At 60.5% G+C, this 15575-nt stretch carries 16 protein-coding genes; 12 read left to right on the forward strand and 4 right to left on the reverse strand.

The window, feature by feature from the left end; translation table 11 throughout:
• Positions 1-3: 3 nt before the first annotated feature.
• The 4 genes from Q8M73_04285 to ccsB are packed head-to-tail and all read left to right on the forward strand — an operon-like array spanning position 4 to position 3858.
• Positions 4-597, forward strand: a complete 594-nt coding sequence (locus Q8M73_04285; protein ID MDP2287768.1) for a TlpA disulfide reductase family protein — start codon at positions 4-6, stop codon at positions 595-597.
• Positions 594-1337, forward strand: a complete 744-nt coding sequence (locus Q8M73_04290; GenBank protein MDP2287769.1) for a cytochrome c biogenesis protein CcdA — start codon at positions 594-596, stop codon at positions 1335-1337. The genes Q8M73_04285 and Q8M73_04290 overlap by 4 nt, the downstream gene beginning before the upstream one ends.
• On the forward strand, positions 1334-2893 hold the full coding sequence (locus Q8M73_04295; GenBank protein ID MDP2287770.1) for a cytochrome c biogenesis protein ResB: 1560 nt from the start codon (positions 1334-1336) through the stop codon (positions 2891-2893). Before Q8M73_04290 ends, Q8M73_04295 begins: the two co-directional genes overlap by 4 nt.
• The gene (gene ccsB / locus Q8M73_04300; GenBank protein MDP2287771.1) at positions 2890-3858 is read left to right on the forward strand and encodes a c-type cytochrome biogenesis protein CcsB; all 969 of its coding nucleotides are present in this window, start codon (positions 2890-2892) and stop codon (positions 3856-3858) included. The genes Q8M73_04295 and ccsB overlap by 4 nt, the downstream gene beginning before the upstream one ends.
• A gap of 11 nt (positions 3859-3869) precedes the next feature.
• Here the strand turns inward: ccsB and Q8M73_04305 are convergent, their stop codons facing one another.
• The 3 genes from Q8M73_04305 to Q8M73_04315 all read right to left on the reverse strand — a co-directional run bounded on the left by Q8M73_04305 (position 3870) and on the right by Q8M73_04315 (position 6610).
• Positions 3870-4175: a PLD nuclease N-terminal domain-containing protein gene (locus Q8M73_04305; protein ID MDP2287772.1), complete on the reverse strand. Its 306-nt coding sequence runs from the start codon at positions 4173-4175 to the stop codon at positions 3870-3872.
• 345 nt (positions 4176-4520) lie between these two features.
• Positions 4521-5396: a 1,4-dihydroxy-2-naphthoate polyprenyltransferase gene (locus tag Q8M73_04310; protein ID MDP2287773.1), complete on the reverse strand. Its 876-nt coding sequence runs from the start codon at positions 5394-5396 to the stop codon at positions 4521-4523.
• A complete protein-coding gene (locus tag Q8M73_04315) occupies positions 5384-6610 on the reverse strand; it encodes an AMP-binding protein (protein MDP2287774.1) in 1227 nt (408 codons plus the stop codon). Before Q8M73_04315 ends, Q8M73_04310 begins: the two co-directional genes overlap by 13 nt.
• Positions 6611-6643: 33 nt before the next feature.
• On the opposite strand from Q8M73_04315, the gene menB reads away from it, so the two are divergent.
• From menB to menD, 3 genes are read left to right on the forward strand one after another with little or no spacing between them, the layout of a single operon-like run.
• A complete protein-coding gene (gene menB / locus Q8M73_04320) occupies positions 6644-7576 on the forward strand; it encodes a 1,4-dihydroxy-2-naphthoyl-CoA synthase (protein MDP2287775.1) in 933 nt (310 codons plus the stop codon).
• A complete protein-coding gene (locus Q8M73_04325; protein MDP2287776.1) occupies positions 7573-8601 on the forward strand; it encodes an o-succinylbenzoate synthase in 1029 nt (342 codons plus the stop codon). Before menB ends, Q8M73_04325 begins: the two co-directional genes overlap by 4 nt.
• Positions 8602-8630: 29 nt before the next feature.
• Positions 8631-10421: a 2-succinyl-5-enolpyruvyl-6-hydroxy-3-cyclohexene-1-carboxylic-acid synthase gene (menD, locus tag Q8M73_04330; GenBank protein ID MDP2287777.1), complete on the forward strand. Its 1791-nt coding sequence runs from the start codon at positions 8631-8633 to the stop codon at positions 10419-10421.
• A 5-nt stretch (positions 10422-10426) separates the two neighbouring features.
• Here menD and Q8M73_04335 read toward each other — a convergent pair whose 3' ends face one another.
• On the reverse strand, positions 10427-11713 hold the full coding sequence (locus Q8M73_04335; GenBank protein ID MDP2287778.1) for an isochorismate synthase: 1287 nt from the start codon (positions 11711-11713) through the stop codon (positions 10427-10429).
• Positions 11714-11763: 50 nt separating this feature from the next.
• On the opposite strand from Q8M73_04335, the gene Q8M73_04340 reads away from it, so the two are divergent.
• From Q8M73_04340 to Q8M73_04360, 5 genes are all read left to right on the forward strand, one after another.
• The gene (locus Q8M73_04340) at positions 11764-12456 is read left to right on the forward strand and encodes a demethylmenaquinone methyltransferase (GenBank protein MDP2287779.1); all 693 of its coding nucleotides are present in this window, start codon (positions 11764-11766) and stop codon (positions 12454-12456) included.
• 96 nt (positions 12457-12552) lie between these two features.
• Positions 12553-12912, forward strand: coding sequence for an NADH-quinone oxidoreductase subunit A (locus Q8M73_04345; protein MDP2287780.1), 360 nt, complete (start codon positions 12553-12555; stop codon positions 12910-12912).
• 12 nt (positions 12913-12924) lie between these two features.
• On the forward strand, positions 12925-13479 hold the full coding sequence (locus tag Q8M73_04350; GenBank protein ID MDP2287781.1) for an NADH-quinone oxidoreductase subunit B family protein: 555 nt from the start codon (positions 12925-12927) through the stop codon (positions 13477-13479).
• Positions 13476-14207 carry an NADH-quinone oxidoreductase subunit C gene (locus Q8M73_04355; GenBank protein MDP2287782.1) on the forward strand — a complete coding sequence of 244 codons (732 nt, stop codon included), beginning with the start codon at positions 13476-13478 and terminating at the stop codon, positions 14205-14207. Before Q8M73_04350 ends, Q8M73_04355 begins: the two co-directional genes overlap by 4 nt.
• Positions 14204-15565, forward strand: coding sequence for an NADH-quinone oxidoreductase subunit D (locus Q8M73_04360; GenBank protein ID MDP2287783.1), 1362 nt, complete (start codon positions 14204-14206; stop codon positions 15563-15565). The genes Q8M73_04355 and Q8M73_04360 overlap by 4 nt, the downstream gene beginning before the upstream one ends.
• Positions 15566-15575 lie beyond the last annotated feature (10 nt).

The following is a 15575-nucleotide window of genomic DNA, read 5'->3' on the forward strand; positions in this document are numbered from 1 at the left end:
TCCATGTCTAGTCCGCGCCTTCGAGTCGGCAGCGCTCTTGCTGTGCTGTTGCTCGCTTGCGCGTCGCTCACTGCATGTGCCAATTCGAGTACTCCTTCGTCAACAGGTGGCGACACGGGATTTGTCGCTGGCGACGGATCCATCGTGGTTATCCCCGCAGCGCAAAGGACTGAAGCTCCTGATTTCACGCTGCCAACCCTGGACGGCTCGACTTTCACTCTGAGCCAGCAATTGGGCAAAGTCGTCGTCATGAATGTCTGGGCTTCATGGTGCGCGCCGTGCCGGGCTGAGGCTCCGGAACTTCAGCTGGTGTGGGAGCAGGAGAAGGACAAGGGTGTGCAGTTTGTCGGACTGGACACTCGCGATTCGGCAACTGCAGCGCAGGCCTTCGTCAATCGTTTCGGCTTGACCTACCCACAGGCCATCGACACCGATGGCCGAGTACAACTGCTGTTCCGCGACACTTTGCCAGCACAGGCCATTCCCTCGACTCTGATTGTTGATGCCGAGGGCAAGGTTGCCGCTCGATTCCTGGGCGCCACAACAGCAGCAGCGCTGCGCAATGTGATTGACGATGTGCGAGCGAGCACGAAGTGATCGCGGACGTCATCAATGAGGGCGCCCTTGCCTTCGCGTTGCCTCTGGCCTTCGCGGCCGGCTTGCTCGCTTTCGTATCGCCTTGTGTTCTGCCGCTCGCGCCTGGATACCTCTCCTATGTCACCGGACTGACCGGCGCAGAGCTAGCTGAGGGTCAGGGCAATCGACGGCGCGTGCTCGCTGGAAGTCTGCTGTTCGTCCTTGGCTTCAGCGTCATCTTCGTGTCCTACGGGGCGCTCTTCGGCTCCCTCGGCTCCACCCTGCTCGAATACCAAGTGACGATTGATCGAGTGCTCGGCGTATTGGTCATTGTCATGGGCCTGGCCTTCATGGGCCTGATCCCCGGACTTCAGCGCGAGTGGCGCATCCACCAGCTTCCGCGTTGGGGCGTTGCCGGAGCGCCACTCCTTGGTGTGCTCTTTGGTCTTGGCTGGTCACCCTGCATCGGACCAACGCTCGCTGCCGTGCAGAGCCTGGCCTTCACAGAAGCCAGCGCGGCCCGTGGTGCTGTGCTCTCGCTCTTCTACTGCTTCGGACTTGGCCTTCCGTTCGTGCTTCTCGGCTTGCTCTTCACGCGTATGGGACATGCCATCGGCTTCATTCGTCGACACTATGAGCTTGTCATGCGCATTGGCGGCGGCATGCTGGTGCTCGTCGGCATCCTGCTGGTGACCGGCCTCTGGATGGACTTCACCATCTGGCTGCGCGTGACGATTCCAGGATTTGAGACCGCCCTGTGAGCTCTCTGCCGCCGATCAGCAATACCGGACTGTTGCGCTGGGCCTGGCGCCAGCTGACCAGCATGAAGACGGCATTGATCCTGCTGTTCCTGCTTGCACTGGCCAGTGTTCCGGGGTCTCTCCTACCGCAACGTGGCATTGACCCCATCAAGGTTCGCGCCTACCTCACGGAGAATCCAACGTGGGGACCGATCCTGGACCGGCTGGGCGCCTTTGAGGTGTATTCCTCGCCTTGGTTCTCAGCGGTCTATCTGCTGCTCTTCTTGTCGCTGATTGGCTGTGTCATCCCGCGCGTTGGCGTGCACTTTCGTGCGATGCGCGGCACTCCGCCACCTGCGCCGCGAATGCTGCACCGCTTCTCGGGCACGCGAAGCGTGCAGGCAGTTGGCTCAAGTGCTGAGATCTTGGGCACTGCAGAAAAGGCACTGCGCGATGCCCGCTGGCGGGTGGTCACTGGACCTGAAGCCGATCCTCAGTGGGTGTCGGCAGAAAAGGGCTATCTGCGCGAGACCGGCAATCTGATCTTCCATCTTTCACTGCTTGTCGTATTGGTCTCGGTTGCACTTGGCGGACTGTTTGGCTGGAAGGGCAATGTCATCGTCCGCGAGGGCTCGGGCTTTTCCAACACCCTGACGCAATATGACGCCTGGGGTGGCGGCCGCTTTGTCAGGCCTGAGAACCTGCCGCCGTTCTCGTTCACTCTCGACAAATTCACTGCAGACTTCGAACGCGGGGTGGCGCAGCGTGGTTCGCCGCGGGCCTTTGAGGCAAGAGTCTCATACCGTCCCGATCCGGCGGCGCCGCTGCAGCAGGCCTTGATCGAGGTCAATGAGCCGCTGGGGATCAATGAGGCCAAGGTATTCCTCGTTGGTCACGGGTATGCGCCGGTGATCAAGGTGACCGACAAGACCGGCGCGGTCGTCTTCAATGACGCAGTGCCATTTCTGCCACAAGATGGTGCCTTCACCTCGACCGGGGTGGTCAAGATCCCTGATTCAAGTCCACCACTGGGCATTCAGGCACTGTTTCTTCCCACCGCCAAGCTCGATGAGGTGCTCGGCCCAATATCGACTTTTCCAGCACCAGATGACCCGGCGCTGTTCATGTCGGCCTGGAGGGGCGATCTGGGCCTGGATGCCGGAACCCCGCAGAGCGTCTATCGCCTGGTGACAGACAAGATGGAGAAGATCGGCCTGGAGCAATTGAAGCCGGGACAGAGTTGGACTCTGCCCGACGGCTCAGGCACGGTGAGTTTCCAGGGTTACGAGCGATGGGCCTCGTTCCAGATCGCCGCGGATCCCGGAAAGGAGATCGCACTCTTTGCCGCCGTAGCGGCAATTCTTGGCCTGACGATGTCCCTGTTCATTCGTCGGCGACGGGTCTGGGTGAAGGTCGTGCACAAGGATGGCGTTACCGTTGTCCAGCTTGCCGGAATCATGCGCACCTCGACCTTCGAAGATGAGGACATCGGCGTGCTCGCTGAGGATCTCGACCTTGTCGCGCAGGCACTGGAATCGGCTGGACAGACACAAGAACAACCCAAGGAGGAATCGTGAATCCAGAGTCGCTGGCTCAGATGAGCAATGTGGCGATCTATTCATCGATGCTCACCCTGGCGATGGCCATGGTTGCCTTTGCCGCCTCCTTCGCAAGTGGTCAACGACGTCCGGCTGCGGTAGCCGCACAGGAGTCCACGATGAGTGCCGGCGGTGCTGCAGTTCTGACCAAGCAGAAGTCAGCGCCGGTCTCTGACCCCGGTCGCCGGGCGGCAAACATCGCAGTCTCGTTGACATGGCTGGCATTTGTCCTGTTGCTCTTTGGCGTCGTGCTGCGCGGAGTCTGGGCTGGTCGCGCGCCCTGGGGCAACATGTATGAGTTCTCCATCACCGCGGCACTGGGCATCCTGGGCGTCTATCTCTTCATGAACATCAAGATGGATCTGCGCTGGCTCGGCCTGTTCGTGGTCATTCCGGCGTTGCTGACCCTGGGTATGGCTGTCACCGTGCTCTACACCGAGGCTGCGCAGTTGGTTCCAGCGCTGAAGTCCTACTGGCTGGTCATCCACGTACTCGCTGCAATTGTCTGTGCAGGCGCCTTCACTCTCGCAGCCGCAACTGCTGGGCTTTCCCTCGTCCGAGATCGAGCTGAGCGTCGTGCCGAGCCTGGCACCAGCCCGTCTGGTTCCTTGAGTTCGCACCTCCCAGATGCCGAGCGTCTGCGCACGATCACCAATCGCGTCCTGGCCTTCGCCTTTCCGCTGTGGACCTTTTCGGTCGTTGCCGGCGCGATCTGGGCGGAGAACGCATGGGGTCGCTACTGGGGTTGGGATCCCAAGGAGACCTGGGCCTTCATTACGTGGGTGGTCTACGCGGCCTACTTGCACGCTCGAGCAACTGCCGGCTGGCGCAAGAACAGGGCCTCGTGGATTGCGCTGGCTGGCTGGATCGTGTTCCTGATCAACTACTTCGGCGTGAACTTCCTGGCCAGCAGCCTGCACTCCTACGCAGGAGTCTCTTCTTAGGGCACGTCTTTCTAGTTCTCGCCGCGGCGCTCGCGCATCCTCTTCTTCCAAGCGTCTTCATCGAGCTTGGCCAGGAAGCGCGGATCGTCATCAGGGGCACTTGGTGTGCGTCGGAGCCCTCGACCGCCACCACCAATGGGCTTGGTGCGACCAAAGAGCACCCAGATCGCTCCACCAATGATCGGTACGAAGACCACAATGAGCAACCAGATGCCCTTGGGGAGATTGCGGACAGCAGATTTGGGCGATCCCACTACATCGACCATGAACCATATGTACACCGCGAGTAACACGATGATGCCGGCGACTCTCAGCACTGAAACCTCCAGCAGTTAGCCTAACTCCCACGAAGGCGCCGTGCCGTCTTCGCATACGGTTGGGCTGTGCCAGTTGATCGCAGTCGCATAAGGAACCTTGTCGTCTACACCGGTCTCCGGCTGTTGTTGTGGCTCGGGGTGTGGGCCATCCTGCAGTTCCTGACGCCGGTGAAGGGAGGACTCGCCCTGGTGATTTCGCTGCTGCTTTCCGGGGCAATCAGCATCGTCCTGCTTGACCGTCAACGCGACGCGATGAGCGAAGGAGTGGGAGCGTTCTTCACGCGTATCAATGACCGCATCGAAAAGTCCGCGGCGGCAGAGGACTACTGGCAGGAGCCTGAGGGCTCAGGTCCAGGCGAGCAGCCCAGCAGTGAGCAGCCCGTAGCACAAGACCAGGATCCCGGTCATCTTCAAAACGGTGATGAGCACCGGTCCGACACCGCCACCTAGAACCATCAGCGCCGGCCGCACGGCAAGCGCGAAGGACGCGAGCCCACACAGCACCCACCAGCTCGTCAGCGCGGCCAGCCAGATGCTCAGTGCGGCGGTCAGCAGCATGAAGGCGATGTACAGCAGGCGCGTTCTCTTATCGCCCAGAGCCACGGCCAAGGTCCGCTTGCCTGCGATGCGATCGGTTGGAATGTCGCGAAGGTTGTTGACGATGAGCAAGGTGCAGATCAAGAATCCAACCGCGCACGCCGCTACAACATCGGCTTCGGCAATGCTCAAGGCTTGTACATAGACCGTGCCGAGCACCGGCACGAGTCCAAAGAAGACGAAGACAAATATCTCACCCAGGCCGAAATACCCGTACGGGTGCTTGCCGCCCGTGTAGAACCACGCGGCGGCGATCGATGCCGCTCCAACAAGCACCAGCCACCACTGGGTTGTCACGATCACCAGCGCAAGCCCGGCAATCATGGCCACCCCGAAACTGGCAAAGGCCGCCAGCTTCACGTGCTCGGGCCTGGCCAGGCCCTGGCCTACCAGCCGGACCGGGCCGATCCGGACTTCGTCGGTGCCCCTGACGCCATCGCTGTAGTCGTTGGCGTAGTTGACACCCACTTGCAGGGCAAGGGCAACAATCAGCGCGAGCAGCGCGCGCGAGGCGATGAAGGAATCCAGGCGCGCAACCAAGCCTGCGCCGATTGCCACGGGTGCGATTGCTGAAGGCAGGGTGCGCGGCCGAGAACCGGAGACCCACTGACTCAGCGTTGCCATGTCACTCCATCACCGATGAGTCCTTTGAGCGTTCGTTGATCCACCTTGCCATTGGGCAGCATGGGCAGGCTCTCGAGGAGCGCAAAATACCGCGGGACGGCTGCAGCGCCGAGATTCTCACGGATGACAGCGCGCAACTCCTGCTTGAGCGCATCGCTGTCCACGTCAAGGGTTGTCATAGTGATGGCTGCGAAGAGTTGCGTCTCTCCGGTGCCGTCCGCTTCAGCGAGGACAGCGCATGTGCTTACTGATGCATGACCGGTGAGCGCATCTGACACAGCCTGCACTGCAACATTGACTCCATTGATGGTGACCACATCGTCGAGTCGTCCAGTGACGAGCAAGGTGTCGTTGAAAGTGCCAGTGTCGCCAGTGCGATACGAACCCTGATCGAACTGGCGGGAAGTGAGCTCTGGTTCGCAGCGGTAGCCAAGTGCGACCATCGGTCCCGACAGGACAATCTGCGAGTCTTCGGCGTCGATCGACACCTGCACTTGGGACAAGGGCTTACCGTTGAAGACACAGCCTCCGGCGGTCTCGGTGGCCCCATAAGTGGTGGTGATGAGAACGTTCGCTGAGCGGGCAGCCTCAGCCGTGTGCAGTGGCAGTGGTCCACCGCCAACAAGAATCTGCGCACACTGCTGAAGTGCTGCCGAAGACTCGGGATCTGCAAGCAACCTCCTTAACTGAGCCGCGACGAGAGACACGCGAACATCTTGCGAACGCACCAATGCGGCTCGGAAGGCCTCGTTGAATGCCTGCGGAGTGAATGGCGCTGCACCACCAAGGCTGGATACGGCAATGGGATCCAATCCGCTGCCCAGAGATCGGATGAGCACATTGAGCCCGCCCATCGACGTCACTGGAAGTGCCGCGATCCATTGGGGAGCGGAGGCGATGGGGCCAAGCGCGGCTGCAGAGAGTGCGGTAATTGTGGCGGCGCTGTGCAGGACGCCCTTGGGATTGTGCGTTGAGCCGGAGGTGGCCATCACGACGGCGATTTCGTCCGATTCCAAGGGGGCAGAGCTGTCTGCGGGTCGAGTTGCTTGGAGCAGTTGGCTGACGTACTCATTTGAGGTGGTGGCGCTGACTGTAGGAATAGGCGCGATCGCGGGGCCGGTCCCGTCCAGTGCCGCTCGCAGCGGCTCGATCAGCGCTGCGACGCCCTGCGCTCCTGGTGGCACCGGGATGCGGGCGAGTGGTCGGTCAGGCATTTCATGAAGCGTAGTCGCGATAGCGTTCCGGTCATGGATACCCGTACGCGATATACGCTGCCTCCCGTTGTTCCGGTCGACTCACCGGCCCGAACAAACCCTGAGCATTCCTCGGCAATCGCTGCCTGCGATTGGGAGTCGGTTGGGCAGTTTCGCGACATCAAATACGAGTTGTCGGTGGGCGATGCTGCGGGCATAGCCAAGATCACCATCAATCGCCCAGAAAAGCGCAACGCCTTTCGGCCGCAGACAATCATTGAGTTGATCCAGGCCTTCACTCTGGCTCGCGATGACGGCAAGGTGGGCGTCATCATCCTGACCGGTCAGGGTGACTGGGCCTTCTGCTCAGGTGGCGATCAGATCATTCGTGGCGACGATGGCTATATCGGTGACGATGCTGTTGCCCAAGCCGGTGTTGGACGACTCAATGTGCTTGATCTGCAGATCCTCATTCGCCGCATTCCCAAGCCTGTGATTGCCATGGTTGCCGGGTATTCAATCGGTGGCGGACATGTGTTGCATGTCGTGTGCGACATGACAGTCGCCGCGGACAACGCTCGCTTTGGCCAGACCGGCCCCAAGGTAGGTTCCTTTGACGGTGGCTATGGCTCTGGCCTCCTGGCTCGCATCATCGGTCAGAAGCGAGCACGCGAGATCTGGTATCTGTGCCGCCAGTACGGAGCAGCCCAGGCCTATGACTGGGGTTTGGTCAACGAGGTGGTACCTCTCGAGGATCTTGAGATTGCAACGGTCGATATCGCCAAGGAGATGCTTGCGCTATCGCCGTTGGCATTGCGCATGCTGAAGGCCTCGCACAATGCAGCCGATGATGGGCTTGCCGGCATTCAGCAGCTTGCTGGCGATGCAACCCTGCTGTTCTACATGAGCGAAGAGGCGCAAGAAGGACGCGATGCCTACAAGGAGAAGCGCCAACCCGACTTCTCGAAGTTTCCCAAGCGCCCGTGACGGCACTGGGCGCTCTCCTGCAAGGGGCCGTGCCTTTTGCAATCCGCCTGCATCGCCAATTTCGCGGAGTCACGGGGCGCGAAGGCTTGCTCATTGAAGGGCCTTCAGGTTGGGGTGAGTTCGCTCCCTTTGAAGACTATGACGATCAAGCAGCCAGTCGATGGCTGGGAGCTGCGATTGAGGCTGCTTTCGGATCCTGGCCTGCAGCTCAGCGTTCGGTCATCAACGTCAACGCGATCATCCCTGTGGTGACCGCAGACGTGGCCCTGCAACTGGCGCAGCAGGCAGTTCTCCGAGATGGCTGCACGACCATCAAGGTGAAGATCACTGGCGACGATGGTGCAGATGAACAGCGGGTGGCAGCGATTAGACAAGGCCTGGATGGCGCACTGGGCAAGGGCCTTGGGCTCATTCGAATTGACGCGAATGCCTGCTGGACTTCAGCGCAGGCAATCAGCGTGCTTCATCGGCTTTCTGCATACGGGCTTGAATATGTGGAGCAGCCGGTGACGAGCAAGGAGGAGTTGCTTGAGGTGCGGCGCGCAGTTGACGTGCCGATTGCTGTCGACGAGTCGATCCGAACCGATCCCGGCATTGACCCAAGGGCGCTGAGCGAGCTGGCCGAGATTGCCGATCTTGCGATCATCAAGCCCTATCCCGTCGGCGGAGTGCAGCGAGCAATTGACGTGGCTGAACTTGTGCGACTGCCAGTCGTCGTCAGCAGTTCGATGGACTCCTCCGTCGGACTTTGCGCAGCGCTTGCCCTTGCAGCGGCACTTGATGTCGATCGTGCATGCGGGCTGGGCACGGGAGCATTGCTAGCCACTGACCTTGTTGCTCAGCCCTTGGTTCCAGAACACGGAGTGATGCGCGTGCAGCGACTGGCCCCGGACCGGGTCGCCTTGCAGGCGGCTCACGAATCTCTTGCGCCTGAACGTGTGAGTTTCTGGCAGGAGCGACTGGCCCGTGCTTGGGTGGCAGGTTCATCGGCTGCCTGGTCGAAAGTCATCACCTCGAATGCGTGAACTGAACTCAGACATGCAATGGTGAGCGCGTGAACCCGTCAACTGCGATGGCGCGAGTAATCGTCGATGAGTTGATCCGCTGCGGGATCACCGATGTCGTGCTGGCCCCTGGTTCGCGCTCTGCTGCGCTGGCCCTGGCTTTTGCTGCCGCAGAAAGTCGTGGTGATCTGACTTTGCACGTGCGCGTTGACGAACGCTCAGCCGGATTTCTCGCGCTGGGTCTTGGCAAGGTCAGCGGGGTGCCAGCGGTGGTCGTGACCACTTCGGGCACTGCCGTGGTCAATTTACATCCGGCGATAGTTGAAGCAGATCACTCGAATGTGCCGATGATCGCGCTGACCGCCGATCGCCCGTCGGCCCTTCGTGGCATCGGGGCCAACCAGACGATTCTTCAGGTGGGGATCTTCGGTTCAAGCCTTCGTGAAGCCATCGACATCGCGGCGCCATCAACTGATGTGAGCGACGCTGTCCTGGGCTCCCAGAACCGGGTCTGGCGCTCCACAATTTCCAGAGCAGTGGCATCCACGACTGACGTCATGCAATCGGGCCCAGTGCATGTCAATGTGCAATTCAACGAGCCCTTGGTTCCTGATGCGGACCTGACGCCCGACGAGCAGCGCGAGATGATGAAGGCTGGCCCTCTAGGCGGGCGGGCCGAGGGCCGTCCATGGACCGCCGATGCTCGGCTGATGGCAGGCATGGGGTTGCCGATCGATGAGATTCTGGAGATGCTGCTGGATGATCCGACCATCCCAGAGCGCGGGCTGATCATCGTTGGTGATCACGCCGATGGTGAGGCCAGCGATCTCGTTGATGAACTCGGCGATGCTTTGGGATGGCCAATCATCGGCGAACCAAGCGGCAATGTCTCGACTTGCGACACTGCGCTGGCTCACGGTGCATTGCTGCTGGCAAGTCCAGGATTTGCTGAGGCACATGTACCTGAGGTGCTGATCACTGTTGGTCGCGTCGGCCTGAGCCGCGATATCAATCGACACATTCTTGCGGCCAAGGTGCACATCGCCGTTGATCCGCACCCGCAATGGAGTGATCCGATGCGTTCAGCAGATGTTGTTGTCGCCGCGTGCCCTTTGCCGCCAACAGCCGCCGATCTCGGAAGTGACTGGCTGGAATCCTGGCAGCGAGCGGATCTGCTTGCAGCTGCTGCTATTGAAACGGTGCTGGCTGGTCCGCTCACACAATTGACGGGGATGCACGTTGCACGTGCATGCGGTCAGGCAGTTCCCGAAGACGGCATGTTCTTTGTGGGGCCCTCGTGGCCAGCGCGACATGTCTTCAATTTCGCCGCCAATGCAACAGGCAGCGCAGTGACCCTTGCCAACAGGGGGACCTCGGGCATTGATGGAGTCATCTCAACTGCGTGGGGCGCTGCAATTGCAGCACAGCGCGATAACGAGGCAGCCTGCATTGCACTCGTGGGCGATCTCACCTTCCTGTACGACCTCAATGCCCTGCGCGTGCCTGCAAGCGAGGAGATCCCGGACCTCGTCTTCGTCGTCAGTGACAACAACGGTGGCGGGATCTTCTCCCAACTTGAGCAAGGCCAACCACGGTTCGCGGCTTCTTTTGACCGAGTGTTCGGTACTCCGCTTGATGCGGATATTCCGGCGAGCGTCACTGCACTGGGCTTCGCGTGCGTCGTAGCCAGCACTGTTGTAGAAGTCGACGAAGCCTTGAAGGTCGCTCTTGAGGCGGGGGGAGTGCATGTCATCGTGGCTCGCACCTGTGCTCGTGATCACGAGGCCCAGATACTGGTTCAGGTCAAGACAGCCATCGATCAAGCCCTGGCTACGGCTTGAATTGCTCAACTGCTTGCGAGTGAATCCCTGATCGGCACGAGCTTGGCATTGGTTTCCGCCAGCTCCTGCTCGGAGTTTGAACCCGAGACGATTCCGCATCCTGCGAAAGCGCGAATGCGTCCCTGCTCCTGATCCACCTGCGCGCATCGGAGGGCAATGCCGAATTCACCATCGCCCGATGCATCGCACCAGCCGACTGGTCCCGTGTACCGACCGCGGTCCATGCCTTCCAGCTCGCGGATGACAGCAAGTGCGCGTTCGGTAGGTGTGCCGCATACCGCTGCGGAGGGGTGCAGTAGTGCCGCCAGTGCCAGCACTGGGACTTCGTCGGCCAATCGGCCGGTCACGTCCGTGCAGAGATGCTGCACATTGGGCAGCTGCAGAACATTTGGGCCGTCGGGAACATCGAGGTCGGTGCAGTGCGCTGCGAGCGCACGCGCAACTGAACGAACGGCGTACTCGTGCTCCGCAAGATCCTTTGGGCTGGCGAGCAGCGCTTCAGCCATGCTCGCATCTGCCGCTGCATCACCTTGCCGACGCACAGTTCCCGCAAGTACGCGGCTGGTGACGATGTCACCCGTGCGTCGCACGAGGAGTTCTGGCGTGGCGCCGATGAGTCCGCCGACGCTGAACGTCCAGCAGGAGGGGTAGGAGTTGGCAAGAGAGCTGAGCATGGCGCGAGCATCGAGTGGACCTTCAACTGTGGCAATGATGTCGCGCGCGAGGACGACCTTGTCGAGTTCTCGGCGATCGATGCGAGCGATGGCTTCATCTACTGCCTGTCGCCATTCATGTGATGTTTGAGAGCCTTCGCTCCACTGCACATTCTTAGGCTGCTCAGGAACGCTGACTGCGCGCAGTTCACTGCGCGGATCTCCCTCGGAGCCGATGACGGTTATCCACGACTGCCCGCGCCGTCTGCCGATGAGCACTCGCGGCACGATGATGATCGAATTGCCAGGCTCAGGGTCAAATGCAAACGAGGCAAAGGCGACTGGTCCAGTTCCTGGCATCGCGACGGTGTCGTCGATAGCGGCGCTTGCGCAGAAGCGCGACCACCAGCGTTGTGCTCTGCTGAAGCGTTCGGTGCCGCTGACTTCCAGGCTGGCTGCGACTCCCCAGCCGACCATTCCCTCGCCGTTGCGTACCCAGCTGACCGCATCGCCGGAAGGCAGAAGCGAGAAGAGATTGCCCGGGTCATCCAGCGGTCGAGTGCGCACTTGGAGTGGCGCTCCCTGTCGTTCAGATGCGCGCGGGACTGACATGGCCGGATCAGCCTGGGGTTCTTGCATGAGACCAGCCTAGATGCGCTGGCGTGTTGGCTCGGTGCAAGGATGCGGGCGTGACGCGAGCCGACCTGAACAAGGTGCCCACTGATGTGGCTGCCATGTTTGACGGGGTGGCTCAGCGCTACGACATCACCAATGATGTGTTGGCACTTGGCCAGACACGCATTTGGCGACGAGCTGTGGTGGCAGCCGTCAAGCCCCTGCCAGGTGAAGTGATCCTTGATCTGGCGGCTGGCACTGGTACTTCAAGCCTGCCTTTTGCTGAGGCCGGTGCCCATGTCATTCCCACCGACTTCTCCTTGGGCATGCTCCGCGTTGGGCGCCAGCGCCAGCCGCAGCTGCCCTTTGTGGCTGGCGATGGCCTGCACCTGCCATATCGGGATGCCTCATTTGATGCGGCGACCATTTCCTTCGGACTGCGCAACCTCTCTGATCGGGCTGCGGGTCTAGCCGAATTTCGTCGGGTGCTCAAGCCGGGCGGGCGACTCGTGGTCTGCGAGTTCTCACACCCGACCATTGCGCCGATTCGCACGGCATACACCGAATATCTGATGAAGGCATTGCCAGCGGTAGCGACCAAGGTCGCGAGCAATCCAGAGGCATACGTGTACTTGGCCGAGTCCATTCGGGCCTGGCCAGCGCAGGCCGAGCTCGCGCGGGAGATTCTGCGCGCCGGTTTCGTCAGCGCCCAGTGGCGCAACCTGTCAGGCGGCATCGTTGCCATTCATCGTGCAGTGAACCCGTAAGACAGACGAGAAGGCCGCCACTATGCTTATGCAGGTCGTGAATGCATTCACAATCGCGCAATCTGGCCGCCGAATTCTGTATGTGAGGAGACGTAGGTGAACGTCTACACGCCAATCCTCGTATTGGGCGCGCTGGCCTTTGCTTTCGCACTCTTCTCCGCCGTGATTGCACCTCTCACGGGTCCCAAGCGCTACAACCGAGCAAAGGTTGACGCGTATGAATGCGGTATCGAGCCGACCCCGCAACCCGCAGGTGGCGGACGCTTTCCGGTGAAGTACTACCTGACCGCGATGCTGTTCATCGTGTTCGACATTGAAATTGTGTTCTTGTATCCCTGGGCAGTGGCCTTTGACCGCATGGCCCTGTTTGGTCTGGTGGAAATGGTGTTGTTCATCGCTACCCTCCTCGTTGTGTACGCCTATGTATGGCGTCGCCGGGGACTCGAGTGGGATTAGCCGGGAGTCGTCATGGGCCTTGAAGAAAATCTGCCGTCCGGAGTTCTCCTGACGACGGTGGAAAAGGTTGCTGGCTATGCCCGTAAGGGCTCACTGTGGCCGGCAACCTTCGGACTTGCGTGCTGCGCCATTGAAATGATGGCTGTCGGTGGGCCGCGCTTTGATATTGCGCGATTTGGCATGGAGGTGTTCCGCGCTTCGCCTCGTCAGGCCGACCTCATGATCGTGGCGGGTCGCGTCAGCCAGAAGATGGCGCCAGTGCTTCGTCAGATCTACGACCAGATGCCCAATCCCAAGTGGGTGTTGGCAATGGGTGTGTGTGCATCAAGTGGTGGCATGTTCAACAACTACGCGATCGTGCAGGGGGTGGACCATGTCGTGCCCGTTGACATCTACCTGCCCGGTTGTCCACCACGTCCAGAGATGCTGATCGACGCAATCTTGAAGTTGCATCAGGAGATTCAGGACATGAAACTCGGCGCCAATCGCCGCGAGCAGATGCGCGAACTCGAGGCCCATGCCCTCGTTGCGCCGACTACTTTGGAGACCAAGGGGCTTCTGCGATGACCGAAACCCCGGCCGCGCAGGCGCCCGACATAGTCCTTCCCGTAGTGCCGGACGGCGTGAGCCAAATAGAAGTGTTTCACGTACGCGAAGGCGCCTTCGGGGTTGAAGGCTCCGGGGACACCAGTGGTTTTGGCGGGCTCGTTGAACTCATGCACATGCCTGAACCAAGTGCCCGCCCTTACGGCGGTTGGTTCGATGAGATCGCAGATGAGCTCGAACTGTCGCTGACCGCTCGCGGCATCGATCCAGGCAGTGCGATTGAGAAAGTTGTTGTTGACCGAGAGGAAATCAGCTTCTTCATTCTTCGCGATCACCTGGTCGGCGTGCTGTCTGCCCTCCGCGATGAGCCTGGACTTCGTTTCGAGTTCTCCAGTGGCGTCAGCGGCGTGCACTACCCAAGTGATCTCAACCGTGAATTCCACGCGGTCTACCACCTGCTTTCGATCTCGCACAACCGTCGGATACGTGTTGAAGTCACCGCGCCTGCGAGTGATCCGCACGTACCTTCCTCAGTTGGCGTCTACCCGACCAATGACTGGCATGAGCGCGAGACCTTCGACCTGTTTGGCATCGTGTTCGACGGTCATCCGGTGCTCACGCGCATCCTGATGCCCGATGACTGGCCCGGGCATCCACAGCGCAAGGACTACCCACTCGGTGGCATTCCCGTTGAATACAAGGGCGCAACCATTCCGCCACCAGATCAGCGGAGGTCGTACAACTCATGACCACTGAAGACGTCAAGTACACCAATACTGCTTCGCAGCCCAATGACGCGTATGCCGGGGCCAACGATGATGCCGATGGCCGCATCTTCAATATCGGTGGTGGCGACTGGGATTCCATCACGGTGGCTCCTGAAGGCGAAACTGATCGCATCGTGGTCAACATGGGCCCCCAGCATCCGTCGACTCACGGCGTGCTGCGCCTGATTCTTGAAATCGAAGGCGAAACGGTCACTGAGGCGCGCTGCGGCATCGGCTACCTGCACACCGGCATTGAGAAGAACATGGAGTACCGCTCCTTCGTGCAGGGCGTCACCTACGCCACGCGCATGGACTACCTCGCGCCCTTCTTCAATGAAGCGGTGTACTGCCTGGCAGTGGAGAAGCTGCTCGGCGTTACCGAGCAGATCCCAGAGCGTGCAACGGTTATTCGCGTGATCATGATGGAGCTCAATCGCATCTCCTCCCACCTGGTGGCACTGGCAACAGGTGGAATGGAGCTTGGCGCTCTGACCGCAATGGAATTCGGCTTCCGTGAACGTGAACTGGTGCTCGAACTATTCGAATTGATCACCGGCTTGCGCATGAACAGCGCCTACATTCGCCCGGGCGGTGTGGCCACGGACTTCCCGACTGATGGAGTCCAGCAGATCCGCGACACGATCCCGTTGCTGCGCTCTCGTTTGAAGGACACCGCCAATCTGCTGGTTGACAACAGCATCTGGATGGGCCGCACCTCAGGAATCGGCTACTTGGATCTCACGGGCTGCATGGCCCTGGGCATCAGCGGACCGATTCTGCGTGCAACAGGACTCCCGCACGATCTCCGAAAGATTCAGCCGTATTGCGGATACGAGAACTATGAGTTCGATGTCGTCACTGCGGATACCAGCGATGCCTATGGCCGTTTCCTGATTCGCATTGGCGAGATGGAGCAGTCACTGCGCATCGTCGAGCAGGCACTTGATCGTCTGCAGCCGGGACCGGTCATGATCGCCGACAAGAAGATCGCCTGGCCTTCACAACTGTCAGTCGGCAGCGACGGTCAAGGCAACTCACTTGATCACATTCGCGAGATCATGTCCGAGTCCATGGAAGCGCTCATTCACCACTTCAAGCTCGTGACTGAGGGCTTCCGCGTTCCTGAAGGTCAGGTCTACACGGCAATTGAGTCCCCTCGCGGTGAACTTGGCTGCCACCTCGTCAGCTCTGGCGGCACTCGTCCCTATCGCGTGCACTTCCGCGATCCCTCGTTCACCAACCTGCAGGCCGTTGCGGCAATGTGCGAGGGCGGTCAGATTGCTGACGTCATCGCAGCGGTCGCGAGTATTGATCCCGTCATGGGCGGAGTCGATCGCTAACGCGATCGAG

It is taken from the genome of Actinomycetota bacterium (assembly GCA_030684515.1).
Classification (GTDB): Bacteria; Actinomycetota; Actinomycetes; order S36-B12; family S36-B12; genus UBA11398.

What these genes read in the sequence shown, in the direction of transcription:
- Q8M73_04285 (MDP2287768.1), top strand. Translation starts at nt 4, where the DNA reads ATGTCTAGTCCGCGCCTTCGAGTCGGCAGCGCTCTTGCTGTGCTGTTG.
- Q8M73_04310 (MDP2287773.1), bottom strand. Translation starts at nt 5,396, where the DNA reads ATGGCAACGCTGAGTCAGTGGGTCTCCGGTTCTCGGCCGCGCACCCTG.
- Q8M73_04315 (MDP2287774.1), bottom strand. Translation starts at nt 6,610, where the DNA reads ATGCCTGACCGACCACTCGCCCGCATCCCGGTGCCACCAGGAGCGCAG.
- menB (MDP2287775.1), top strand. Translation starts at nt 6,644, where the DNA reads ATGGATACCCGTACGCGATATACGCTGCCTCCCGTTGTTCCGGTCGAC.
- Q8M73_04335 (MDP2287778.1), bottom strand. Translation starts at nt 11,713, where the DNA reads ATGCAAGAACCCCAGGCTGATCCGGCCATGTCAGTCCCGCGCGCATCT.
- Q8M73_04350 (MDP2287781.1), top strand. Translation starts at nt 12,925, where the DNA reads ATGGGCCTTGAAGAAAATCTGCCGTCCGGAGTTCTCCTGACGACGGTG.
- Q8M73_04355 (MDP2287782.1), top strand. Translation starts at nt 13,476, where the DNA reads ATGACCGAAACCCCGGCCGCGCAGGCGCCCGACATAGTCCTTCCCGTA.
- Q8M73_04360 (MDP2287783.1), top strand. Translation starts at nt 14,204, where the DNA reads ATGACCACTGAAGACGTCAAGTACACCAATACTGCTTCGCAGCCCAAT.